This window comes from Priestia sp. FSL P4-0332, from assembly GCF_038005845.1.
Classification (GTDB): domain Bacteria; phylum Bacillota; class Bacilli; order Bacillales; family Bacillaceae_H; genus Priestia.
Window position 1 is genome coordinate 2404415 of sequence record NZ_JBBOUA010000001.1, and the last position, 25482, is coordinate 2429896.

23 protein-coding genes and 2 other annotated features (1 of these 25 running past the window's edge) are annotated in these 25482 nt (G+C 38.6%); all 23 genes read left to right on the plus strand.

Features of this window, described 5'->3' with window-relative positions:
* The 23 genes from MKY06_RS12155 to MKY06_RS12265 all read left to right on the plus strand — a co-directional run bounded on the left by MKY06_RS12155 (position 1) and on the right by MKY06_RS12265 (position 24718).
* Positions 1-663, plus strand: a complete 663-nt coding sequence (locus MKY06_RS12155) for a 3-oxoacid CoA-transferase subunit B (protein WP_013057068.1) — start codon at positions 1-3, stop codon at positions 661-663.
* Entirely contained in the window at positions 663-1853 is a 1191-nt protein-coding gene (locus MKY06_RS12160; RefSeq protein ID WP_029321792.1) for a thiolase family protein, read from the plus strand. Before MKY06_RS12155 ends, MKY06_RS12160 begins: the two co-directional genes overlap by 1 nt.
* Positions 1841-3226 carry an aminotransferase family protein gene (locus MKY06_RS12165; RefSeq protein WP_029321796.1) on the plus strand — a complete coding sequence of 462 codons (1386 nt, stop codon included), beginning with the start codon at positions 1841-1843 and terminating at the stop codon, positions 3224-3226. Before MKY06_RS12160 ends, MKY06_RS12165 begins: the two co-directional genes overlap by 13 nt.
* Positions 3210-4505, plus strand: coding sequence for an aminotransferase class III-fold pyridoxal phosphate-dependent enzyme (locus MKY06_RS12170; protein WP_029321798.1), 1296 nt, complete (start codon positions 3210-3212; stop codon positions 4503-4505). The genes MKY06_RS12165 and MKY06_RS12170 overlap by 17 nt, the downstream gene beginning before the upstream one ends.
* 28 nt (positions 4506-4533) lie before the next feature.
* Positions 4534-5991 carry an aldehyde dehydrogenase family protein gene (locus MKY06_RS12175; RefSeq protein ID WP_029321800.1) on the plus strand — a complete coding sequence of 486 codons (1458 nt, stop codon included), beginning with the start codon at positions 4534-4536 and terminating at the stop codon, positions 5989-5991.
* Between the two features lie 29 nt (positions 5992-6020).
* A complete protein-coding gene (locus MKY06_RS12180) occupies positions 6021-7541 on the plus strand; it encodes a M81 family metallopeptidase (RefSeq protein WP_029321803.1) in 1521 nt (506 codons plus the stop codon).
* Positions 7529-8008, plus strand: a complete 480-nt coding sequence (locus MKY06_RS12185) for a GNAT family N-acetyltransferase (RefSeq protein WP_029321805.1) — start codon at positions 7529-7531, stop codon at positions 8006-8008. Before MKY06_RS12180 ends, MKY06_RS12185 begins: the two co-directional genes overlap by 13 nt.
* Before the next feature lie 42 nt (positions 8009-8050).
* The gene (gene ablA / locus MKY06_RS12190; protein ID WP_016764132.1) at positions 8051-9460 is read left to right on the plus strand and encodes a lysine 2,3-aminomutase; all 1410 of its coding nucleotides are present in this window, start codon (positions 8051-8053) and stop codon (positions 9458-9460) included.
* Positions 9461-9462: 2 nt separating this feature from the next.
* Positions 9463-9741 carry a YokU family protein gene (locus MKY06_RS12195; RefSeq protein WP_013057076.1) on the plus strand — a complete coding sequence of 93 codons (279 nt, stop codon included), beginning with the start codon at positions 9463-9465 and terminating at the stop codon, positions 9739-9741.
* Between the two features lie 101 nt (positions 9742-9842).
* Positions 9843-11324, plus strand: a complete 1482-nt coding sequence (locus MKY06_RS12200; protein WP_029321808.1) for an amino acid permease — start codon at positions 9843-9845, stop codon at positions 11322-11324.
* Between the two features lie 238 nt (positions 11325-11562).
* Complete coding sequence (locus MKY06_RS12205) at positions 11563-12309, plus strand: MBL fold metallo-hydrolase (RefSeq protein WP_029321810.1); 747 nt, start codon at positions 11563-11565, stop codon at positions 12307-12309.
* A gap of 68 nt (positions 12310-12377) precedes the next feature.
* The gene (locus MKY06_RS12210) at positions 12378-12635 is read left to right on the plus strand and encodes a SunI/YnzG family protein (RefSeq protein WP_034652033.1); all 258 of its coding nucleotides are present in this window, start codon (positions 12378-12380) and stop codon (positions 12633-12635) included.
* A 39-nt stretch (positions 12636-12674) separates the two neighbouring features.
* Positions 12675-13136 carry a GNAT family N-acetyltransferase gene (locus MKY06_RS12215; protein ID WP_098277875.1) on the plus strand — a complete coding sequence of 154 codons (462 nt, stop codon included), beginning with the start codon at positions 12675-12677 and terminating at the stop codon, positions 13134-13136.
* A 190-nt stretch (positions 13137-13326) separates the two neighbouring features.
* Entirely contained in the window at positions 13327-14499 is a 1173-nt protein-coding gene (locus MKY06_RS12220) for an iron-containing alcohol dehydrogenase (protein ID WP_289914256.1), read from the plus strand.
* Between the two features lie 179 nt (positions 14500-14678).
* Positions 14679-15884, plus strand: coding sequence for an MFS transporter (locus MKY06_RS12225; protein ID WP_097812477.1), 1206 nt, complete (start codon positions 14679-14681; stop codon positions 15882-15884).
* 544 nt (positions 15885-16428) lie between these two features.
* The gene (locus MKY06_RS12230) at positions 16429-17691 is read left to right on the plus strand and encodes an ATP-grasp domain-containing protein (protein ID WP_098287508.1); all 1263 of its coding nucleotides are present in this window, start codon (positions 16429-16431) and stop codon (positions 17689-17691) included.
* Between the two features lie 15 nt (positions 17692-17706).
* Entirely contained in the window at positions 17707-18267 is a 561-nt protein-coding gene (locus tag MKY06_RS12235; protein ID WP_028408503.1) for a hypothetical protein, read from the plus strand.
* Positions 18268-18299: 32 nt separating this feature from the next.
* Entirely contained in the window at positions 18300-19238 is a 939-nt protein-coding gene (locus tag MKY06_RS12240) for a DMT family transporter (protein WP_013057086.1), read from the plus strand.
* 27 nt (positions 19239-19265) lie between these two features.
* Positions 19266-20501, plus strand: a complete 1236-nt coding sequence (locus MKY06_RS12245) for a DUF6421 family protein (protein ID WP_097812478.1) — start codon at positions 19266-19268, stop codon at positions 20499-20501.
* A gap of 15 nt (positions 20502-20516) precedes the next feature.
* Complete coding sequence (locus tag MKY06_RS12250) at positions 20517-21818, plus strand: valine--pyruvate transaminase (protein WP_289914268.1); 1302 nt, start codon at positions 20517-20519, stop codon at positions 21816-21818.
* A 192-nt stretch (positions 21819-22010) separates the two neighbouring features.
* Complete coding sequence (locus MKY06_RS12255; protein ID WP_029321830.1) at positions 22011-22469, plus strand: cell wall hydrolase; 459 nt, start codon at positions 22011-22013, stop codon at positions 22467-22469.
* Between the two features lie 142 nt (positions 22470-22611).
* A complete protein-coding gene (locus MKY06_RS12260) occupies positions 22612-22791 on the plus strand; it encodes a hypothetical protein (protein WP_035438973.1) in 180 nt (59 codons plus the stop codon).
* 184 nt (positions 22792-22975) lie between these two features.
* Positions 22976-24718 (plus strand): sulfatase-like hydrolase/transferase, encoded by a 1743-nt coding sequence (locus tag MKY06_RS12265; RefSeq protein ID WP_098287509.1) that lies wholly within the window; start codon positions 22976-22978, stop codon positions 24716-24718.
* Positions 24719-25121: 403 nt separating this feature from the next.
* Positions 25122-25347 (plus strand) — a binding site (T-box leader).
* 39 nt (positions 25348-25386) lie between these two features.
* Positions 25387-25482 (plus strand) — a binding site (T-box leader) (it continues 133 nt past the right edge of the window).

Below are 25482 nucleotides of genomic sequence, written 5' to 3' on the forward strand. Positions count from 1 at the left end.
ATGAACGTCAAACAATATATTGCTGCGCGTGCTGCAAAAGAGCTTTGTCACGGAGATGTAGTGAACTTAGGAATCGGCATTCCTACTTTAGTTGCTAATTATATCTCACCCGATGTTCACGTGTTTTTACATTCAGAAAACGGGATTCTCGGCGTTGGACCTACTCCTGAAGAAGCCTATGTAGATCCAGAACTTGTGAATGCTGGAAAGCTGCCCGTCACAGTTTTGGGAGGTGCCTCATTTTTTAACAGCGCTGATTCTTTTGCTATGATACGCGGAGGCCATGTGAATGTATCCATTCTTGGAGTGCTTCAAGTAGATGAAGCAGGCCGAATTGCGAACTGGGCTGTTCCTGGGAAAAGTGTTCTTGGCGTAGGAGGAGCAATGGATTTATTAGAAGGCTCAAAAAAAGTGATCGTGACGACTCTTCATACGAATAGCCAAGGAGAGTCAAAGCTAGTTGAGGAGTTAACTTATCCACTTACTTCAGAGCGACGAGTCGATATGATTATTACGGAATTAGCTGTCTTTTCCGTAACGGACCTTGGTCTTGAACTTCTTGAAACAGCTCCCGGTGTTTCTTTAGAGACAGTACAACAAAAAACGCAGGCTTCTTTTCGCGTTTCTAAATTATTTAATAAAAACAATGAGGTGACAGCATAATGGCAGTGATTGTAAATGCATTTCGAACCCCTATTGGAAAGTTTGGCGGTTCGCTTGCAGATACGCTTCCAGAAGAACTAGTCTCTCTTGTGATGAAAAACAATTTGTCTTCAGCGGGATATACTTCAGAGATTGTTGATGAAATCATTGTCGGACAGACGAAACAAAGCGCTCATGCTCCTAATATAGCGAGAGTAGCCGGGCTGAAAGCTCAATTCTCTGAACGTATTCCAGCTTATACCGTGCACCGCCAGTGCGGTTCAGGCATGCAGGCTGTAATGAATGGAGCTATGTCCATTTTATCAGGTCAAGCCGAAGTGGTATTAGCCGGAGGAGTGGAAAGCATGTCTCAAGCACCGCACTATACGGTAGGCACTCGTTTTGGTTTTCACGTTGGTGATTTAACACTCTATGACTCTAATACAGAAAGTCAGCCAAAATCACAGCCTGAAACGTTATACGGAACGTTTACGATGGGACAGACGGCCGAGTGGCTCGCTGAAAAATATAGTATTAGCCGCACGGAACAAGATGAGTTTGCTTTTTATAGTCAGGAAAAAGCTAGGCGGGCTATAGAACTGGATTTGTTTGAAGAAGAAATTATCCCGGTACCTGTAAAAGAAGGAAAAAAAGGTATGAGGCATTTTGCAACAGATGAATTTCCTCGTCTTACTAGCAAAGAAAAGCTTGGTGCGCTTAAGCCTGTTTTTCAAAAGAATGGAACGGTGACAGCCGGCAATTCATCCGGCAGAAACGATGGCGCTTCAATGATGCTGTTGATGTCGGAAGAAAAAGCTGAGCAGCTTGGATTAACGCCTATGGCAAAGATTGTGTCGTTTGCCGCAGCGGGCGTCTCTCCAAAGGAAATGGGAATTGGCCCCGTTTCTGCTTCGCAAATTGCTTTAAATAAAGTCGGTTTAAGCTTAGGTGATATGGACTTGATTGAATTAAACGAAGCATTTGCCGCTCAAAGTATTGCTTGCTTAAGAGAATGGGACATCACATCAGAAAAAGTGAATGTAAACGGAGGAGCGATTGCGCTTGGACACCCTTTAGGCTGCTCCGGGGCAAGAATCATAACAACTCTGTGTCATGAACTCCACAAGCAAAAAAGACGATACGGCCTAGCTACTATTTGCGTTGCAGGAGGATTAGGAATGGCGATGGTGGTGGAAAGATGGACGAAATAAAAAGAGATTATGTTTTTCATAGAGATTTAACAAAAAAGTATCCAATGATTACGCATGGTGAAGGAAGCTACTTAATAGATGAACAAGGCAAAAAGTATTTAGACGGCTGCTCCGGCGCCGTGGCGGCAAACTTAGGGCACGGCATTGCGCAAATAGCCGAGGCGATGGCGGAGCAAGCAAGAAAAGCGGCGTTTGTTCATACATTACGTTTTGAAACGAATGTTTTGCATAAACTTGCAGAAAAAATTGGTAAAATGGCGCCGCTTCATTTAAACAAAGTCTATTTTACATCAGGAGGATCAGAAGCAAATGAAAGTGCATTAAAATTAGCAAGGCAATATCACAGAGATGCCGGAAAGATGCAAAAACACATCGTAATCGGAAGGTGGCAGTCTTACCACGGAAACACGATAGGGGCACTATCAGCTGGAGGAGATGTAAAAAGACGATATCCTTATACACCCAACCTTTTACATTTTGCGCACGTCTATTCGCCGTATTGTCATCGCTGTCCGTATAATCGCAATCCAGAAGACTGCGTGGCAAATCAAAACTGGAGCTGTATCACCGATATTGAACGCACCATTTTAGAGCTTGGTCCAGAAAATATTTCAGCTTTTATCGCAGAGCCCATCGTAGGAAGTCAGCAAGGAGCTGTTGTACCTCCACTTGACTATTTCAAAAAAGTACGTGAGCTTTGCAGCCGCTATGACATTCTTTTGATTGTTGATGAAGTGATGACAGGCTTCGGGAGAACGGGAACTGATTTTGCAGTGGAACAATTCGGAATCGAACCGGATATCCTAACGTTTGGTAAAGGAGTTTCAGCTGGATACGCTCCTTTAGGAGGAATGATTGTCCATGACCGTCTGATTCAAGGCTTGTTAGAAAATAGCAGCGGGAAATTTCTTCATGGCTATACGTACAGTGGACATCCTGTTTCAATAGCGGCAGGCCTTGCTGCTTTGGATATGTATGAAGAAATGAATATCCTTCAAAACGTTGAAACTCAAGGCGCGTATTTAATGGAATGTTTAGTAGCGCTGCAGCGCAAGCATCCTTATATTTCAGATATTCGCGGCCGCGGACTTTTAATTGGATTAGAACTAATGAAAGACGCCAATCAACAGATATTTTTCGAGCCACGTGAAGCAGCCAGCGAAAAGCTCAATGAAATTTGTATGGAGCTTGGAGGCGTCTTTTATCCAGGATCCGGATCTATAGATGGACATAAAGGAGAACATATCATTATCAGTCCTCCTTTAAATATAACGAAATCAGAAGTTGATGAAATAGTGAGATTGCTAGATCATGCGTTTTCTATTTTTTATCAGCACATAAGAAAGGATGAGTCATATGAAAGTGCAAAATAAAACAGAAGAGCTTCAAATCAAAGGAAAAAAACATTTATCACCGGTGATGACAAGAGTAACAGAGCTTGTTATTGAAAAAGCGCACGGTGCGAAATTTTGGACAGCTGATGGCAAGGAATATATTGATTTTGTATCAGGAGTAGCTGTCAATGCAGTGGGTCATACGCATGAAAAGATGGTAGAAGCGATAAAAAAACAAGCAGATCAGCTGCTTCACCTAGGCTTAAACTACGGCTATTACGAAACAGCAGTGAATTTGGCAGAAAAACTTGCGCAAATTACGCCTGGAAACTTAGACACGGTGTTTTTTTCAAACTCAGGCGCAGAAGCCATTGATGGTGCGCTCAAATTAGCAAAAGCGGCCACTGGCAGACCAGCGATAATTGCTTTTGAAGGTTCTTTTCACGGTCGTACACTAGGAGCTACAGCTATTACGGCTTCAAGCTCAAAATACCGCAGCTACTACGAGCCGATTTTAGGAGAAGTGTATCACGTCCCTTATCCTTATCCAAGTCAGCTTCCTAATGTTGACGAGGAAGATGCAGAAGCATATTGCTTAAATCAACTGCAAAAGCTGTTTGATCTGCGAGTGGATCCTTCACGCGTAGCAGCGATTGTAATTGAGCCAGTCATGGGCGAAGGGGGCTATTACCCTGCTCCTTCTAGCTTTTTACGCGCACTGAGAGACATAGCGAATGATTATGGCATTCTGCTTGTTTTTGATGAAGTGCAAACGGGATTTGGGCGCACTGGAAAAATGTTTGCCGCAGAACATGCTGGAGTCACACCAGATATTTTAGTTTTAGCAAAAGCTCTTTCCGGCGGCATGCCTTTAGGAGCCATTGTAGCAAGCCGCGAACTGCATGAGAAATGGCCAACAGCTGGACATGGTTCTACTTTTGGCGGAAATCCAGTATCGTGCGCAGCGGCTTTAGCTAATATTTCAATCATTGAAGAAGAAAAGCTTGTAGAGCGCAGTGAAAAAGTAGGCGCTGATATTGTTAAACGCCTTCAGCATTCTATCGGACATTTACCGGCTATTAAAGAGGTTAGAGGAATTGGTATGATGATTGGTATTGAATTTCATGTTGAAACAGCAGCTGCTTATGTCCCTGTTATTAAATCAAAAGCGCTGGAAAAAAGACTGCTAATTATGAACTGTGGAGTCAAAGGGCAAACCATTCGTTTAATGCTGCCGCTAAATATTGATAAAGACGTGCTGGATCAAGGACTGTCTTTACTAGAAGAAGCCATCACAGAAGCAGTTTCAATTAACTAGCTTTTTAAATGAAAAGGAGGGTAACAATATGAGTCAGACTAAAACCGAACTGTTACAAGGAAATTTATATATTAACGGCGAGTGGGTAAGTGAAGAGGAGCAAACCTATTTTGAAAGTATAAACCCTGCAACACAAGAGCTCGTTGGAACGTGCGCAGCCGCTACGGCTAGTCAAGTTGATGATGCGGTAAAAGCGGCTAGTACAGCCTACAGCCACTGGAAAAATACATCTATTCCTGAACGTGCAGCATTTTTAACAAAAGCAGCTGAGCTTTTTGAAGACAGAAAAGAAGAGCTAGCTCAAGTGATGACAAAAGAGATGGGAAAACCGCTGACAGAATCCATAGGGGAAGTTGGTGTCGTCATTGCAACAGCTCAGTATATGGCTGGAGAAGGAAGACGTTTGTTTGGCGAAATAGTGCCCGCTGGCTTTCCTGACCGAGATATAAAAATGGTTCGCGAACCGCTTGGAGTTGTGGCATGTATTACACCTTGGAACTTTCCTGTTTCTCTCGCTTCTTATAAAATGTTTGCCGCTTTAATCGCTGGCAATACCGTTGTCTGGAAGCCGGCTTCAGAAGTGGCGCTCTCAGCGAAGATTTTTATGGAAGTATTGCACGCTGCGGGGCTTCCAAAAGGAACAATTAACTTGCTTACAGGATCGGGCAGAATTGTTGGACAAAAGCTTGCTACGCACTCTGAAGTGAAAATCATATCATTTACAGGTTCTACGGAAGTTGGTCAGCAGTTAGCAGAAATGAGCAGCAAAACCTTAAAACGAATTTCTTTAGAGCTAGGAGGAAAAAACGCTGTTATTGTGTTAAAGGATGCCGATTTGGATAAAGCAGCAGAAGGAATTGTTAAATCAGCATTTACGACAACGGGGCAGCGCTGTACCGCAGCTAGTAGAGTGATTGTGGAGCGTTCAGTAAAAGAAGAGCTTTTGAAAAAAGTAATAGCTCTTACAAAAGAAATGAAGATTGGAAATGGTCTTGAACAAGGAGTTGTGATAGGACCGCTTGTTAATGAACAGCAGTGCCGTTTAGTAGAAAATTACGTACAAAAAGCGGTAGAAGAAGGCGGAAATATTGCGCTTGGAGGTCATGCTTTATCAGAGTTAGGAACTTGTTATTACATGCCTACAATTATTGATAACGTCAGTTCGAACCACACAATTGCTCAAGAAGAAATTTTTGGTCCCGTGCTTGCTTTTATTGAAGTAGATGGCTACGAAGAAGCAATGAGCGTCAATAATGGAACGATGTACGGGCTTTCCACTTCTATTTATACAAGCAGCTTGCACTATGCCAGCCGAGCGGCAAAAGACGCTGTTAGCGGATTAGTCTATATCAATAACGGAACATCTAATGCTGAAATGGGAGTAGCATTCGGAGGAATGAAAATGTCTGGCAACGGCCACAGGGAAGTTTCTCATCATGCATTTGATGTGATGACAGAATGGAAGTCTGTCTACACCAACTATTAATCTCGCACCTTAGCGAAAAGGAGGAGCACATGTCTTCATATCGCATTGGCATTGCCTTTTTTTATCATGAATCTCACAGCTTTAGTCCATTAAAAACAGAAATAGAACACTTTGTACAAGAAGGCTATTTTGTTGGAACGGAAATATATAAAGCATACTCAGGAACCAAAACAGAAGTAGGGGGATTTTTAGATGTATTAAAGCAAGAGAAGCAAGTAGAAATCGTTCCCCTTGTTTGTGCAGCTGCAGTTCCGTCTGGGATTGTATCTTCTGAAGCTTATCACATAATTGAAAAGCAAATGTTACACTCACTTACTCATGCGGGGCCGCTAGATGGTTTGTTAATCGCTTTGCACGGCGCAATGGTAGTAGAGCATCTTTTCGATCCTGAAGCTCATTTGTTAAGTCAGATAAGAAGCTGCATAGGAAGCGACGTTCCCATTGCTACTACGCTCGATATGCACGCAAATATCAGTGAAGATATGCTTACGTACACGCCGCTTCATTTTGGTTTTAAAACATATCCTCATGTTGATATGTACGAACAAGGAGTGAACGCTGCGCGAGCGCTTTTAACACAAGTAAAAGAAAGCGCTATCTATTATGCATCTTTTAAAAAAATGCCTATGCTTTTGCCCTCGATTAATATGCGAACCGCAGAAGGGCCGATGAAAAAAATGATTGATCTTGCTAAGCAAGCCGAGCAAGAAGCAGACGTATACAATGTTTCCATTTTTGGAGGCTTTCCGTATTCTGATATTCCAATTGCCGGAGCAAGCGTGCTCGTAACAGCTTTGAATCCTGAAACAGCAGAAAAAACAGCAAAGAAACTAGCTTCTCAGTTTTGGAGTATAAAAGAAGAGTTTATCGTGGATTTGCCTACCGTTGAAGAAGGTCTGCAAACAGCGTTAAAACGATCAAGCGAACAGCCAATTGTGCTCGCTGATATAGCGGACAATCCTTTAAGCTGCGGAAGCGGCGATACAACAGAACTTTTGGAATACATGCTGAAGCTAAATATGCCGGGGACACTGTTTGGAGGTCTTTATGACCCTGAATCTATTAAACAATGCGTGCAAGCAGGAGTTGGGAATTACGTCTCTCTTTCCTTAGGAGGAAAAGTTTCTCCTGAGTTCGGAAAGCCCGTTGAAGTTGAAGCAAAGGTCATTGGTTTATCAGAAGGTGAGTTTTACAATTCGGGACCGTTTAATCAGCATTTGAAAGTAAATGTAAAAGGTGCAGCTCATATTCGAGTAGGAGAATTGGATATTTTGCTGATTGGAAGGCCGGTATCAGCAAACGATCCTGAACTTTTTCGCCATATCGGTATTGAGCCAGAGACGAAAAAAATCATCGGTTTAAAAGCTAAAAATCATTTCAGAGCCGCTTTTGAACCGCTTGTAGGATCTATCATCTATGTGGATGCTCCAGGCGTAGCATCAAATCGCTTAACGACCTTTAAGTATCAGCACATTCCAAAACCAATATGGCCGCTGCAAGATGTCAAATATGAAAGTGAAAAAAGGAGGAAAGAAAAATGGATGCATTAAAAGAGCAGTACTATATCGAAGTGCCGGAATCGTTAAATCCTGAGCAGCAAAAAATGATGATTGAACTTGAAAAAGATGCGTTTCCGGGCATGGGAGCCGTTGATGAACAGACGCTTGTACCTTTAGCCCGCTATGGCAAGCTTATTCAATATTTCCAGGAAAATGACGCAAGGCCAATTGCTATTTGCGAGCTGCTTCGAGATTACAAAGATATCACAAAAGCTTATATCTTTGGGTTCTACGTCCGCTCTGATAGACAAGGAAGCGGAATTGGACAGCTGTTTTTAGAAGAAATATTTTCGATTCTAAAAAAAGATAATTTCGAAAGCGTTTGTTTGACTGTGAATGTACAAAATGAAGGGGCTGTGAAGCTGTATAAAAAAATGGGCTTTACCATTAAAGAAACGCGAGCAGGAGAGTTTGGGGAAGGAGAAGATCGCTATTATATGGTGCGGTCAATTTCTTAATAGAACATCTATTCAAAAAATGAACTTTGGAGGGAATATAAAATGAACAATACATTATATAAAGCAAGCAGACACTGGAAAGAAATCGAACTTTGGAAGGATGTAACGGATGAGCAGTGGAACGACTGGGTATGGCAGCTGACAAACACGATTAAAACATTAGAGGATTTAAAGAAAGTGATCAATTTAACACCTCAAGAAGAAGAAGGCGTAAAAATTGCAACCAAAACGATTCCGTTAAATATCACTCCTTATTACGCATGGTTAATGGATGAGAACGATCCGAAATGTCCAATCAGAATGCAGTCCGTTCCTATTTCAGAAGAACTGCATAAAACAAGGTATGATTTAGAAGATCCGCTTCACGAAGATGAAGATTCACCGGTTCCTGGCTTAACGCATCGTTATCCCGACCGCGTGCTGTTTTTAGTTACAAATCAATGCTCGATGTACTGCCGCTACTGTACAAGAAGACGTTTTTCAGGACAAATTGGCATGGGCGTTCCAAAAAAACAGCTGGATACAGCTATTAATTACATTGCAGCCAACCCTCAAATCCGTGATGTATTAATTTCTGGAGGAGACGGACTATTAATCAATGACAATATTTTAGAATATATTTTGAAAAATTTGCGCGATATTCCGCACGTAGAAATTATTCGTATCGGTACAAGAGCACCGGTGGTGTTCCCGCAGCGCATTACAGAAAACCTGTGCAATATCTTGAAGAAATATCATCCGGTTTGGCTAAATACGCATTTTAACACATCAATTGAAATTACAGAAGAATCAAAGCGTGCTTGTGAAATGCTTTCGAACGCAGGAGTTCCAGTTGGAAACCAAGCGGTTATTTTAGCCGGAATTAACGACAGCGTGCCAATCATGAAGCAGCTTATGCATGATTTAGTAAAAATTCGCGTGCGTCCTTATTACATTTATCAATGTGATTTATCAGAAGGAATCGGCCATTTCCGTGCGCCGATCAGTAAAGGGCTAGAAATTATGGAAGGACTTCGCGGCCATACGTCCGGCTATGCAGTTCCTACGTTTATCGTGGATGCTCCTGGAGGGGGCGGTAAAATTCCGCTGCAGCCAAACTACATTATTTCTCAAAGCTCCAATAAAGTGGTGCTTCGAAACTTTGAAGGTGTTATTACATCTTATCCGGAGCCGCAAAATTACCAAAGTGGTAGCGCAGAAGAATTTTATAAAAAAGTATATCCTGAAGTGTTTGAAAAATTTGAAAGCAACGGTGTTCTTTCGATTATTGATGATACAAAGTTCAACTTAACGCCAGAAGGTCTAAACCGTCTTGACCGCCGGAAAACGTATGACCAAAATCCAGAGCATAGCTCTTTGAAAGACAAGCGTGAAAAACGCGATCAATTAAAAGAGAAAAAATTTGAAACGCAAATGAAAAAATACGAAACGGCGGGAGCGAAGGAGGAATAATATTGAAATGTCAATGGTGCGAATCCTATGAAGCGAAAGAGACGGATGCAACGGTTTATTGGGAGCTTCCTGACGGCACAAAAGCCATAGAAATTAAAGAGACGCCTTCCATTACATGTTCAGAATGCGGAATTACGTATCAAACAGATGAAACGGTAGGACACATTGAAGATCAACTGTTTTTAATCAACACCTCTGCCTTAGAAAAAAGTGTAACGTACGAACAGCTTATGAGCCTGCCTCGTCTATTAAAACGAAACTACTTTGATTTTTCAAAGTAAGCAATGAAGAGTCCATCTCCTACTTTTTATAGGAGATGGATATTCTTATACGCTTTACGTTAAACATGTGCGCATAGTTCATTTATAAAGGTGGGATAAGTATGGAAGCGGTCGATATAAATCGTAATGAAGAAGAAAAAAAGCAGGACGATAAGCATATAAAACGCCATTTAAAAGCACGCCATATGACCATGATTGCCATTGGAGGGTCAATAGGAACTGGCTTATTTCTAGCTACCGGATCATCCATCCAAACTGCTGGACCTGGAGGAGCACTGATTGCTTACGGGGCCATTGGAATTATGGTTTACTTTCTCATGACTAGTCTTGGAGAAATGGCCACGTTTATGCCGGTCTCAGGTTCTTTTTCAACGTACGCCAGTCATTATGTAGACCCAGCTCTCGGCTTTGCGCTCGGCTGGAACTACTGGTTTAACTGGGCTGTTACGCTCGCTGTAGAAATAGCTGCTTCTGCTATTATCATGAAGTTTTGGTTCCCTGATGTTCCAAGTATTATCTGGAGCGCTTTGTTTTTAGGCTTAATTTTTTTACTTAATTTCCTATCTGTAAAAAGCTATGGAGAATCTGAATATTGGTTTGCTCTCGTAAAAGTAGTAACCATCATTGTGTTTATCGGAGTGGGACTTCTGACGATCTTTGGCATTTTCGGCGGTGAATATATTGGCTTTAAAAATTTTACATTAGAAGAAGCGCCGGTCAACGGCGGATTTCTGTCCGTACTAAGCATTTTCTTTATCGCGGGATTTTCTTTTCAAGGTACAGAGCTAGTCGGCATTGCAGCGGGGGAAAGTGAAAACCCTCAAAAAAATATACCAAAAGCCATTCGCCAAGTCTTTTGGCGCATTCTTCTATTTTATATTGCAGCCATTGCTGTAATCGGGCTCATCATTCCTTACACAAGCCCATCTCTTCTAGGAGGAGACGTGGATAACATTGCTGTTAGTCCATTTACGCTTGTTTTTGAAAAGGCAGGAATTGCTGCAGCTGCTTCAGTGATGAATGCTGTTATTCTTACCTCGGTTTTATCAGCCGGAACTTCTGGCTTATATGCTTCTACGCGAATGTTGTGGTCAATGGCAAATGAAGGGCAAGCGCCTAAAGCGCTTCGAAAAATTAATCGCCGAGGAATTCCAGTAAACGCGCTTGTTTTAACCACTATCATTGGCGGTCTTGCCTTTTTAACATCAATTTTTGGTGATCAAATGTATATGTGGCTTTTAAACGCTTCAGGCATGAGCGGATTTATTGCGTGGATCGGTATTGCCATCAGCCACTATCGTTTCCGAAAAGCATATGTTGCTTCAGGACAGGATATAAATGAACTGGCGTATAAAGCAAAATGGTTTCCTCTAGGTCCTGTTCTTGCATTTGGAATGTGCCTCATCGTTATTCTAGGTCAGAATTATCAAGCGGTACTTTCTGACAAAATTGATTGGTACGGCTTGACGGTCTCATACATCGGTCTGCCTCTCTTTTTAGCGACGTGGTGGGGATATAAAATAGCAAAGAAAACCAAGGTTGTACCTTTGCATGAGTGTATCCAAAGAGACGATAAGAAATAAAAAAGCTATACGGCTAACGATAAGTAAAAAAGGTGAACCTTGGACAACAAGGTTCACCTTTTCATTTATAAAAATTTATCATAGTAAGCTTTATTTTATAGATATCATAGCATAAAAAGTGATTTTTTTCCAGTCTGGTTTTTATTTTGTTTATTGATAAAATTCAAGAATACCACTGCATGCTAAGCGATTATGGAGGCTGAAAATCTTTGTACTTTAATAAGAAAAGGGGTTTGCAATGAGAATTTCTGCAGGTGTTGAAATGCTACAGTTGACTGCCAGAGCTTTTGACCAAGATATAATATTAAATCCTACATTAGTTTGGAATAACGATGAAGCTATTCTAATTGATACAGGAATGCCTGGGCAAACCGATCAACTGAAAGAGGCCTTGGGTGAATTGAATATATCTATTGAACAGCTAAAAGTAATTCTTTTAACACATCAAGATCTAGATCATATAGGATGTGCGACTGATATACGAAAAAAATCAAATGAAAATATCATCGTATATGCTCATGAATTTGATAAGCCGTATATTGAAGGGAAACTTCCGCTTATTAAAACGAATGCGAGTCGAATGAGTAACGAAGAACTAGCAGCTATACCTGATGAAATAAAATATTTGTATACAAACCCTCCAAAAGTTGACGTAGATATAGTATTAAAAGGGAGTCAAATGCTCCCATACTGTGAAGGCATTGAACCGATTTTTACCCCTGGACACACACCTGGGCATGTAAGTTTTTATTTAAGAAAATCAAAAACACTGGTTGCTGGAGATGCTTTAGTATTTGCAAATGGACAACTAATGGGACCTGTTAAACAAACGACCTTAAATATGGACCAAGCAGTTCACTCACTGGAAAAATTCTTACACTACGACATTGAGCATGTTATTTGTTATCATGGGGGGTATTTTAAAGGCTGTCCGAAAGAAGCGATTTTAAGGATAAAAGAACGCATTGCACAGGGAGAAAGTTAAGGGGAAATGAACTTGTTTTTTTTGCTAGAACAAGTAAGGGAAAATAAAAACCAAAGGGGATGTATAAAATGTTTACACCAACTATCAGTGTCCGAAAAATAAATGATAATCTCATTATAAAATGGCAGCTTTCACACTTTACGATTCCGTTAGAAGACATTCTTGAAGTAACGGAAGATGACACGTACGGAGGTAAAGAAGCAAACGCCATTCGAATTGGCCCTCCGTACGGAACGACTGACCGCATTTTTATAAAAACGACCAATAAAAACTATCTGTTATTTACCTCAAACGCACCGGCTATATTAAACGAAATAAATTCATAACGACCATTACTAAATACGAGATATATAGGAGAGAAAAAATTGAAGATTAGCCGTACTTTCGATGCTGGTAAAATTGCCAAGCTTAATCAGTCTGTTCATCAACTGCATGTAGAATTATACCCCCAGCATTTTCAAACATATGATTTTCATCAGGTACATGAATTTTTTAAGAAAGTGATGAAAGACGATAGATTTATCTTTCTTTTAGGAGAAGACGAAGGTCAGCATGTAGGGTTCGCTTGGCTGGAAATAAAGCAGTATTCAGAAACAGTGTTTAAAAAAGCTTACGAGTCAATTTACGTGCATCAAATAAACATCGCAGAATCCTATAAAAACAAAGGGTTTGGTTCAAGTTTGATGAAAGAAATTTATAGCATTGCTCGTACAAACGACATAAATACAATTGAGTTAGATTATTGGAATGATAATACGATTGCCGAAAGCTTTTACGAAAAAGAAGGATTTGTTACGTATAGAAAAATAGCTTATAAAGAACTTTAAAAAGAGCATTTACTTGCTCTCTTTTTTATATCCAAGAAGCCATTTTCTTCATTTTAATTACTCAATAAAATAAAGTACGCGATTTGAGAACTTAACTCTTGAAAAATTTTTGTTTTACATTTATACTTACATTCTTGTTCGCGTAATGCGACAACTTACTTTATATTCAACTAGGAGGTATACAGATAGTATGGAAAATTTCATTTATCATAATCCCACAAAATTAATCTTCGGAAAAGATCAGCTTCAAGCATTATCAGAAGAACTCCCGAAATACGGAAAAAATATTTTGCTTGTATACGGCGGAGGAAGCATTAAGAAAAACGGTTTATACGATCAAGTTCTTACGCTGTTAAAAGAGTTAAACGTAAATATACATGAGTTAGCGGGCGTAGAGCCAAATCCTAGACTATCTACGGTACGAAAAGGAATTGAGATTTGCCGGAATGAAAACATTGACTTCATGTTAGCAGTCGGCGGAGGAAGCGTTATTGACTGCACAAAAGCAATCGCTGCCGGAGCTGAGTATGAAGGAGACGTCTGGGATATTATTAACAAAAAAGTAACGGCTACAAAAGCACTGCCGTTTGGAACGGTATTAACATTGGCAGCAACAAGTTCTGAAATGAATCCTGATTCTGTTATTACGAATTGGGAAACAAATGAAAAATACGTTTGGGGCAGCTCTGTTACGCATCCTGTATTTTCTATATTAGATCCTGTGAACACGATGTCTGTTCCTAGAGATCAAACTATCTACGGCATGGTAGACATGATGAGCCATGTATTTGAACAATATTTCCATAACGTGAAAAACACGCCTTTACAAGATCGTATGTGCTATTCCGTATTACAAACAGTAATTGAAACAGCACCGAAATTACTAGAAGATCTGCAAAGCTACGAGCACCGCGAAACGATTTTATATTCCGGAACAATCGCGCTAAACGGAACACTTCAAATGGGCTACTTTGGAGATTGGGCTTCACATACTATTGAACACGCAGTGTCAGCTGTATATGACATTCCTCACGCAGGCGGTTTAGCAATCCTATTCCCAAATTGGATGCGACACGTTGTAGATCAAGATGTAACTCGTATGAAGCGTGTAATGACAAGTATGTTCGATATTGAAACTGCAGGTAAAAGCGACAAAGAAATTGCGTTAGAAGGAATCGATAAGTTAAGCGCTTTTTGGTCCAGTCTTGGTGCACCTTCTCGCTTAGCAGATTACGATATCGGCGAAGAGCGACTAGACGAAATTGCTGGAATTGCTGCTCGTGAAATGGAGTACGGAGGTTTCGGTAACTTTAAAAAACTAAATAAAGGTGATATTTTAGCTATTTTAAAAGCGTCACTGTAAAGTGAAAACCAAAAAGAAGGAGACATCTGTCTTCTTCTTTTTGGTTTATCTTATAAATGACTGGAAATTAAGTAGAGCAGGAAGAATGGTTTTTTCTCAAATTTCAGTTAACAACTAAAGGAAAAGCTTTATAATTAAGTACAGAGAGAACGTTTTAGAGAATTTAAGGGAGTGGGGAGATGAAAAAGTTTGCGCTAGCTTCATATGCGCTTTATTTGCTGGGCGGATTAGTCATTACAGCCGTAGGGTCCGTCTTACCGCAATTGCTAACACATTATCATGTGTCCTATACAGTTGGCGGACAGCTTGTATTATTAGGTTCTTTAGGATTTTTGATAGGAGTTCCGCTATCTTCTTTTCTATTAGGACGCTTCAGAGAAATGAATTTACTTACAATTGCCGCACTAATGATAGCGCTATCACAAATAGGTATGCTTTTATTGCCTCCATTTGAGTGGATTATTGCATTCAATTTTTTAAACGGTATTGGTGTAGCCGCATTGGAAGTAGTTGTAGCTACTTTAATGATGGAAGTATTTATCGGTAGAAGAGCTATTGTTATGAGTTATTTAGAAGTATCATTTGGTCTAGGTGCGCTGTTGATGCCGTTAGTAGCTAGCTTATTGATTTCGCAGAACAGCTGGAGGTTTTCATTTTTTATAACGAGTGTACTAGCTTTACTAATGGTTGTGGTCTGCAAAATGATTCCTTTTAAAAAAGAGACTGTTTTAACTTCAGAAAGCGATTCTTCAGACGCCAACTCAGAACCTGCGCCTGTGCTTGCTAAAAATCAAAGATGGAAAATACTTGCTCTTTTTAGTGTGATGATTTTTATGTACGCCGGAGTAGAAAGCAGTATGAATAATTTTCTTTCGTCTATTTTTATCACGTATCTAGATGTAATTCCGTCACAGGCTACTTTAAGCATAAGCGTTTTTTGGGTGGCTATGCTAATAGGACGAGTGGCTACTGGATGGATTATTCGAATCGTTACATACGAACGCTATCTTTTTGGCAGCATTGGAGGAACAATTGTGAGTTTAGTGCTGTTTATCGTATTAAAAGAAGCTGTCGCAGGCTATATTTTATTAGGGTTTTTAGGGCTTGCAATGTCAGGTATCTATTCGATTACGATGGTATATGCTAATCATACATTTACCGGATCTGCTCGTATTGTAACAAGTTTAATTACTGGTTTTTCAGGGCTTGGAGGAGCTATTTTTCCTGCGCTTATTGGCTTTACTATGGACGCAAGCGGAATTACCTCAGCACTTTGGTACATAACAGCTTTTGCATGTTTATATCTTCTGGCGCTTTGCATCATTTTTTTCGTTCAGCGTGATGCAAAACAAAAAGCTAATAATCATTTGCAGCCTATGAAATAAATGTTACGTCAAAAAAAGAAGTGAATTATAAGTTCACTTCTTTTTCTTTTCTCTTTCGTTATAGTAAACAAAAAGGGTTCACATAAATTCAAACAAGAAAGTGAAAAATGGATATATCTATGAAAAAGGAGCGCAATATGAAAGAAGTGAATATAAAGGATCCCGCATTAAACCCCGACATTGCATTAAAAAGAATACTAAATGAGATGGCTGAAAAAGATGTAACTTCATAAATGGTTAATATCTATTTTAATAAAAAATATAAAAAAGAAAGGTTGAATCTATGTCGACCTTTCTTTTTTTATAAAAATTCTCATTAAATTTTTTCTAACAATATCTTTATAATCAAATAGCAAAATTCCTGCTTTTAATTTCGCTTTAGTATTAACCCTATAAACCATTCTTTTCTTTACTTTTTACTAATATATCAAATATTCTATATATTCCTAATGTTATATAAAATTAAATTGACAAATATATGAAGCGGTCATTAGAATTTAGTCATCGAACAGTGAAGAGCTGTTTAAAAGTAGGAGGGAAGTAAATGCCGTTACAAAATAAGCATCTAGCAGTTGTGTTACAAAATACATATTTACCGTTTATTTTTGAAGAAGCAGAAGCTCTCGGAATTAAAGTGACGTTTTTTTATAACCAGGAAGAAGTAGAACCTAAGCATCTTAAAAACGTACAAAATTTCATACCCATCGATTTATTTCACACCCCAGACAAAGCTCTTGAGATTATTAAAGCAGAGCATCACAAAAATCCTTTTGACGGCATTATGACATTATATGAGCCTGCATTAGAGTTTGTATCTCAGCTGACAGAAGAATTAAACTTACCTGGTTTATCACCGTTTGTGATTAGTAACTGTCGCAACAAACAGAAGATGAGAGAGGTTTTAAAAGATAATGATCTTAACACTCCGTATTTTAAAGAGGTTGAAAATACGGAGGAATTAAAGAATCTTTCACTGCCTTATCCTGTCGTAGTAAAACCTTCTAACGGATTTTCCAGTCAAGGTGTATCACGAGCGAATAATAAAAAAGAACTGATTGACAGCATAGAAAAAGTGAGACGCGTAAATGAAGAAGACCTAAGTAAATTCACAAAAAATAAAACGGGCATGGTAATTGAACAATTTATAGACGGGCCAGAGTTTGCTATTGAAACGTTTTCTGTAGAAGGGGAAGTTTATGTACTTTCTATAGGTTATAAAGGGAATTCCAAAGGCCCTTTCTTTGAAGAAGGTGTTTATATAGCTCCAGCTCAGCTAGAAGAAAACGTTTGGCAATCTATTGCACGAGAAGCAGCTAGAGCAGCAAATGCTTTAGGGATTGAGGATGGCCCGGCTCATATTGAATTACGCCTGGATCCAGCGGGAAAACCTTATGTAATTGAAATAGGAGCGCGCATTGGAGGATCTGGGATTTCTCATTATATCGTAAAGGAAAGTACAGGTATTAACTATATGGAGCTAGTTTTTTACTATGTATTAGGATTAAAACCTCCTGTATTAAAAAATGAAAGAAAACGAAAGAAAGTGGTGGGCAACTACATTATCCCTGTGCAAGGCTATGGGATTTTTAAAGAAATTCGAGGCTTAGAAGACGTGCGTAGAGATACTGAAGTAAAAAGGGTTATTCAATTTATAACTAAAGGGACAGACATTTTACCATATCCGCACTTTTCAGGTTACCCTGGATTTATTTTAACCACTCATGACTCTTATTACGACTGTGAGCAGTATTACAGCTATTTAGATAACAAAGTAAAAATCGTTTATAAAAATAAAGTAAACGCATAGGGGGTATCAAAGGCTATGATAGTTGCAGAGTCGTCTAGTAAGAAAAATAAGCAGCTTCAAAAAATTAGCATTATCCATACCTTAGGGCCTGAAGGAACAAATTGTGAAAAAGCAGGCTATCTGTGGTTCGAACGCCAAAGCATACAAGGTCAGGTCTTTTTGCATCAAACGTTGGAAGAAGCTTTAGTTCATGTGAAAGAAACAGAGAGTTCTGCTCTTCTAGGCTGCGCGGTATATCCTTACTTACATGATATTGTATTCAAAAACTTAACTAGTTTAGAGCTAGTAGATAGCTTTATTATGCCAACGTATAACATGGTGCTTGCCTCAAAAGAAGAGGTGATAACAAACAATAACCTGTTAATTGCTTCACATCCTGCCCCTGTTGATTTAGCTCATTCCATCAGTCCTAATGTTCAGTTAGTAAATAGTAATGCTCAAGCGGCGATTGATTGCTTAGAAGGAAAGGTAGACGCATGTATTACAACGAGTAAAGCCGCTAACGAGCAGGGGTTAACAGTTGTAAAAGATTTTGGAGAAGTGCCGATGTGTTTTACGCTCCACGGAAGAAAATAGGCTTAACTTTAAAAAAGAAATAAGGTGAAACAGTGATTTCTAAATTAACCCGTATTCATGTACATCTTTTGTTTTGTCTATTAGCCGTCATCGGGGGAACGACATGGGCTTTTCAAAAGACTGGATTAAAGGATAGCTTGCCTCTATGGTCAGCAGGTATGAGGTTTTTAATTGCTAGTTTAATAATTGCCCTCTACCTCTTACTCACAAAAAAAATGGCCATTTCAAAAGAAGTAGTAATTATTTCAGCATTAAACGGAATTTTGTACTTTGCTCTACCGTTTGGTTCTGTTTATTGGGCATCCGTCTATTTGCCAAGCGGGCTTGTTTCCGTTTTAGCTGCCAGCATTTCAGTGTTTGCCCTTTTATTTAATCGCTTATTTAAAGGAACACCAGCTACAAAAGGACAAAAGATAGGTGTAGTCATGTGCTTAATTGGTATGAGCGTTGTATTTGGAAATCAGCTGTTTATACAGGGGAATGTGATTCAAATAGTAGCCATGATTGTCATTTTAATGGCTATGCTAGGTTCTGCTTTTATAACTGTTCAAGTTCAATCTCGCATAAAATCCTTGCCTATTATGACCTTTAATTCTTTTTCGATGCTAAGTGGAGGCGCTTGTTTACTGATTGTTAGTTTGTTTGTAGAAAATGGAAACCGCACTTTCTCTGGTATTAGTCTTATCTCATTATTATATTTGGCCATTATAGGGTCGGTCTTGGGGTTTTCTATTAATATTTATTTATTAAAAAAATGGCATATATCAAAAGCAACGGCGCATTTATTTATTTCACCGGTTATCGCCTTATATGTAGGGTTTGTCTTTTTAGGTGAAACATTAAACAAACAGGTCTATATAGGTACAGCATTTGTAATAGCAGGGGTTATATTTATTAACTTGAAAAAGCAAGTAGAGAAAAACACAAATAACTCTACTCTTACATCATCTAAAAATATTTCTGCTAAGTAGCTGTTCTAAAAAAGGAGGGTTTTAATCATGTTAACAAAAAATCATACCCAAAGTTTAGTGGAGTTATTAAACGATAAAATAGTACCTGCTCTATATGAGATAAGAAAATATCAGGGCCCAAATGGAGAGGTCAAAAGAAATTACGAAAAAGCTAGAGAACTCTTATTAAAAGTAGTTGCTGAAACTGAAACAATATATAACTCTTTAAATTTACCTGTAGTGTGGAATGCATTAAAAAATGACGTATGTGATTGGATTGAAAGAGGACTCGATCAAGCTCCTTATTTTGATCAAACGTTAATTGCTTATAGCCCGCCTGCAAACGGGGAGGCGACGTTCTTTTTAGGACCGATTGTAACGCCTAATGGCCCTACAAAAAGAGGGTTTTATTTAGAAGCCTTTATCGCCGTTCGTGATGAACCTGAAATCATGAAATCCATTGAAGCAGACCTTCCTCATCCTAAAAATGGATGTGAATCTTTAAAGCTGTTAGCTGGTACTCAAGGATTTATGGAAGGGAAGTGTATTGTATTTTTCCCTGAGAATGTAAAAACAAAAGAAAAGGTAACAAGTCAAAACTTCGCGATATTTTTCTTTAATAAATTTCACAGCATATACAATCAGGATACATTAAAAAGAGCGTATTCTATCTTTCCTGATTTTAACTTTAAATCTCATACTATGAATAGAGAAGACACTTATCAGGCAAGGGTGATTTGGGGATATCTGCATGATTATTACCATCACTGCGGAAATAAACCTTTTGACCAACATATACAGGCGAAAATGAATTTTTTTGCAGGCATACTAGAAGAAGTTAAAGTAGATTGCCAGACGGTGCTGACTCTTCATAAAAGAAAATATCCTTTTTGGGAAGAGATAACGGAATTTGTTCTCTTTGAACGACTTTTAAGATACCCTAGTCAGCATAATGCACCCCGAAACTTTGATTCTGGAACAGGATTTTTTCTTTTTAGCTGGTTAGTTGCAAATGGGCGTTCAATATCCCGAAAAGGAGACCATGCTTATTTAGATTTAGACATATGCTTAAAAGAACTGGATCTTTTAGTAAAAGAAATTGAAGAACTTGAAACGATTCAAAGTGACCTTGACTATAAAGAAGAAGCTGAACATTATGTTCGAAAATACTTATTACCTAGTGAGAACGATGATAAATTTATTATCCCGGACAATTACTTTATTAATCAGCAAAATAAAAAGATTGAAGTTCCATACTTACTATTCGATGACCATAATCTTTAAGGAGAAGGTGCACTAGTGACTGCTTTGCATTTAAGTAAAATAGGAAACAAAATGACTAATAAAGTAGGCGTTCGCGCTATTATGCATGATATCCAAGAAGTGCTCAATTCCAATCTTAATCAATATGTGAATTTAAGTGCTGGCAACCCCGCCATTCTCCCTCAAGTTTATGAAATGTGGGAAGAAGCTTTAAAGGATATTGTGAACGACAAACAATTAAAAAATTTGATTAGCCAATATGGTTCTAGTTACGGTACGCATGAATTAATTGATTGCATAAGAGAATATTTCTTTACGAATTATCATATTAAACTGGACAGAGAACAAGTCTTGATCACTTCGGGAAGTCAAAATCTCTTTTTTTTAGCTTTAAATTCGTTTTGCGGTACAAGTAAAGAAGGAAGGGTAAAAAAAGCATTAATACCTATGCTGCCAGATTACGCTGGGTATAGTGGAGTCGCGCTTGAGGAAGGTGTAATAGAAGGAATTCCTCCTATCCTCTCAAAGCTTGATCATCATACGTTTCGTTATGAATTTAACAAACAAGCATTTAAAGATAAAATAGCTCAGGACCCAGACGTCGGAGCTGTTGTATTATCAAGACCTAATAACCCAAGCGGCAACATTCTTTCTGAAGAATCCGTACAGCTTATATCCCAAGTGTGCAAGGAATATCAAATTCCATTGCTAATTGATTCAGCTTACGCACCGCCTTTTCCTGCTATTAATTTTATTGAAATGGATCCAATCATACATGATAATATCATTCACTGCATGAGTCTTTCTAAAGTCGGATTGCCTGGAGAGAGAATAGGAATTGCTATAGGAAAAAGTGACTTCATAAAAGTAATGGAAGCATTTCAATCAAATATTTTGATTCACTCTTCTAGGTTAGGTCAGCGAATGGTGGTTAGCACCTTAAAAAGCGGGCAGTTAGCCGGAATTTCAGCTAACCATATAAGAACTCATTATAAACAAAAACATGACTATTTAAAAAATCTTTTAACTATACGTATGCCGGATGATATTCCTTGGTATTTGCACAAAGCGGAAGGTTCGTTATTTGGTTGGCTTTGGTTAGAAGGTTTGCCTTTCAGTGATACCGATCTATACAATAAATTAAAAGCAGAAAACTTGATTGTAGTGCCAGGCGGGTCATTCTTTCACGGTAGCCAATCTTCTTCTCACAACCGGGAGTGCATTCGCATAAGTCTTACTGCTGCAGATGACGAGTTAAAGAAAGGAATTGATATTCTTTCTTCAGTAGTTAAGGAAATATACAGTTCAAACTTTATATTTCAAACAGAAAAAATATAATTTCTTTAAGATTTAGAAGTGCAACTAATACGTAATCATAAAAGGTCCAGTTTTATAAGCTAAAGATTGTTTGAAGAAGACAATAACATCCAATTTCTTTTGGAACTGGATAATTTTTTGTAATGAAGGACTCCTATATTTCTGCTAGCATATGAACCACGTCAAGAAATAGCAAGGAGGCTTTTTATTTTTATGATAAAGAAACTAGTGATTGCTATAGCAATGCTTATCCCAAGTTTTGGTGCAGGTTACTCAGCATTTGCTGCAGCGCCCGCTCATGAACAGCACATTCAAGTAAATAAAAATGATAAAGAATTATTAGCTCGTCTTGTATCAGCTGAAGCCAAAGGAGAGCCTTATGCAGGCAAAGTAGCCGTGGCGACAGTTGTATTAAACAGAGTCGACAGCAGCAAATTCCCGGACACTGTAAAAGGCGTTATTTATCAAAAAGGTCAGTATAGTCCGGTCAGCAACGGTCAAATTAATAAACCTGCAGACACAGATTCAAAAAAAGCTGTAGAAGAAGCAATTAACTTCCAGGGTCAAGGAAAAGGTTCATTATTCTTCTTTAATCCTGATAAAACGGGAGATCAATGGCTGCGCCAAAAACAAGAAACAATTAAAATAGGACATCATGTATTTGCAAAATGATGAAAAAGCTAATGGCTAGCTGCGCGCTGCTATTAGCTTTTTTAGTTATGTACATAAAATAAACAGTAGAACAACCTTTAAAATTGGAATTTAATGGTAAAATATAAGAAGTCATTCATACTTAAAAATATGAGGTGATAACGTGAAAGAGAATATGATGTTTGCTTGGATAGCTTCATGGTTAGCTCTTGCTGGTCAGCTCGTTTTTTTTATGGGAGTAGCGCTTTTTACAGGGGATTGGCGCTATATGATGTGGAGTTTTATGATAAGCATAATTGTAGGTATACCTAGTATCATTGGTACCTATAAACGAAATCAGTAGCTAAAAGCATACAAAAAATAAGGAATATCGTATTGAAATGAGCTATGAAAGACTTAGAGAAATCCTCCAAGTCTTTTTTGTTTGGGCATAAAAAGACATGAATCGTACTCCGTTCTTCTAAAAAAAGTGCTTTTTACATAGTTTATCAATACAGAAAATTTGATAAACACGCGGAGGAGTAAACATGCAGAAGCAGCCTAATTTTTTGTTAATTATCGTGGACGAGGAGCGATTTCCACCCTTATATGAAAGTAAAGAACTAAAAAAGTGGCGAAAAAAACATTTAAAAGCACATGAATTTTTAAAACAGCATGGAATGGAATTTACCCGTCACTACGTCGGTTCTACAGCCTGTTCACCAAGTCGAGCTACATTGTTTACAGGGCAGTATCCTTCCTTGCACGGAGTTACGCAAACACAAGGTATCGCAAAGAAGTCACAAGATCCTGATATGTTTTGGCTGCAGCCTAATACCATCCCGACGATGGGAGATTATTTTAAGCAGGCTGGGTATCAAACCTTTTATAAAGGAAAATGGCACATTTCTGATGAGAACATCTTAATTCCAGGAACACATAACGTTTTTTCTAGCTACCAGATGCAAACAGGAATACCGGATCTAGAGAAAGAGTGCCTCTATCAACAGGCTAATAAGCTTGAAAAGTTTGGGTTTTCAGGGTGGATTGGTCCAGAACCGGAAGGGAGAAACCCGCACAATTCTGGTTCATCCGCGGCCGTTGGAGTGAGCGGACGAGACGAAATATATGCAGAGGAAATCATAGAGCTTATTCAACGATTAGAACATCAAGCGACTGCGCAGCCTTGGCTCATGGTAGGTTCGTTTGTGAACCCGCATGACATTGCGCTGTTTGGAGCGATTACCAAACACCTTCCTATGTTTCAGTTTTCTATTGATGAGACGATTCCGAACATCGATCCGCCACCTACCATTAGAGAATCTTTGCAAACAAAGCCTAGCGCTCAAAGCAGCTATAAATACATCTATCCAAAAGCGCTGCAGCCGACGCCAAATTCTAGCTTCTACCGGCGCTTGTATTATCAGCTGCAAAAAAATGTTGATAAACAAATTTTAAAAGTTCTTCGGACCATCGAACAATCTTCGTTCTATGAAAATACAATTATTATTTTTACCTCTGATCATGGTGATTTGCTTGGAGCTCACGGTGGACTACATCAAAAATGGTACAACATGTATGAAGAATCTATTCACGTTCCGCTTCTCATTCACAACAAATGTTTATTTCCCAATTATCAACGTACAGACCTGATGACTAGTCACGTTGACTTGATTCCGACAATGCTTAGTTTAGCTAATATCGATGCTTCCGCTGTTCAAAAGCAATTACAAAAAAGTCATACGGAAGTACATCCATTTGTTGGGCGAGACCTGTCAGGTATACTTCGAGGAGAATCGTCTCTTGAGCAAGTGCAAACACCGATTTTCTTCATGACGGATGATGACCCGACAAAAGGACTTCACCAAACAAATTTTTTAGGAGAAAGCTACCCGTCAGTTGTTCAGCCTAATCACATTCAAGCGGTCATTGTCGAGTTTTCGTCAGCGGCAGGAAAGGAAATTTGGAAATACGCTCGTTATCATGATAATCCGCAATTTTGGTCAGCAGCTGAAGAAAAAGATAAAGTCAATCACCGGGAGCAATATGAAGGTTACCCTGTAAGTTTTACTACCCTTAAAACAACACGTGTTCCCGATCAAATTGAAATGTACAATTTGACCAAGGATCCGTTAGAAACAGTAAATCTGGCTCACCTGTATTTTTCGACAAATGAAACAAGGAAAGTTCAGCGGCAGCTTGATGTTATTCTTAAAGAACAAATCAGGAAAAAACGGATTTTTCCGCAAAGTGGAAGCATGAATGATGAGCTTCCCTCTAAAGATAGATAAAAAATAGTTTCTACGGATTGAAGTCAACTATTTGGGTGAGCAGAAAAAGGTGTATTTAATATTTTAGTATATAAATAAAAAACCTGATAATGCTTGTGCTATGTTATTTGTTCTGATTTGGGATAGTATTGGGTTTCACTTCGTTAATACCGCTTAGATAAAACAAATAAGGACTTATAGTATCTTTCTTTTTCGCCTTTATTGTTATGAAAATAAAGGTGAAAATAAGAATGAAAAGTAGTCGTTAATAGTATAATAAAAAACTTTTTCAGTCCGTGTATTCTTAAGTAACTTTTCAAAAATTTAAGCATAAAGTAATTCTATACCATTAAAAAATAAAAAATTACTTCTTGACTTCTGTTAAATTTATACACTATAATCGCTTTTAACAACTAATAAACAGTATTTGGCAATGAAAAGGACACGAATTAGATGCTGTTTTCTTCGCAGAGAATAGGGCCACTGGCTGAGAGCCCTTAAGAAATCATCTAATTTACCACCTTAGAGCTATTGCAGGGAACGTGCATAACTGAAACTGCAATCGGTAAAACCGTTATCTTTTTAAGCGTAAAATACGTATGGGTATTTTACGGAATTAGGGTGGTACCACGGCCGCATTCGTCCCTTCACTAGGGATGAGTGCGGTTTTTTATGTAGAAAAAAAGAATATACAAGCAATGAAAAGGACATGAATCATTTTTGAATTTTCTTTACAGAGAGTAGGGTCACTGGCTGAGAACCCTTAGAAAACGAAATGAATTTAC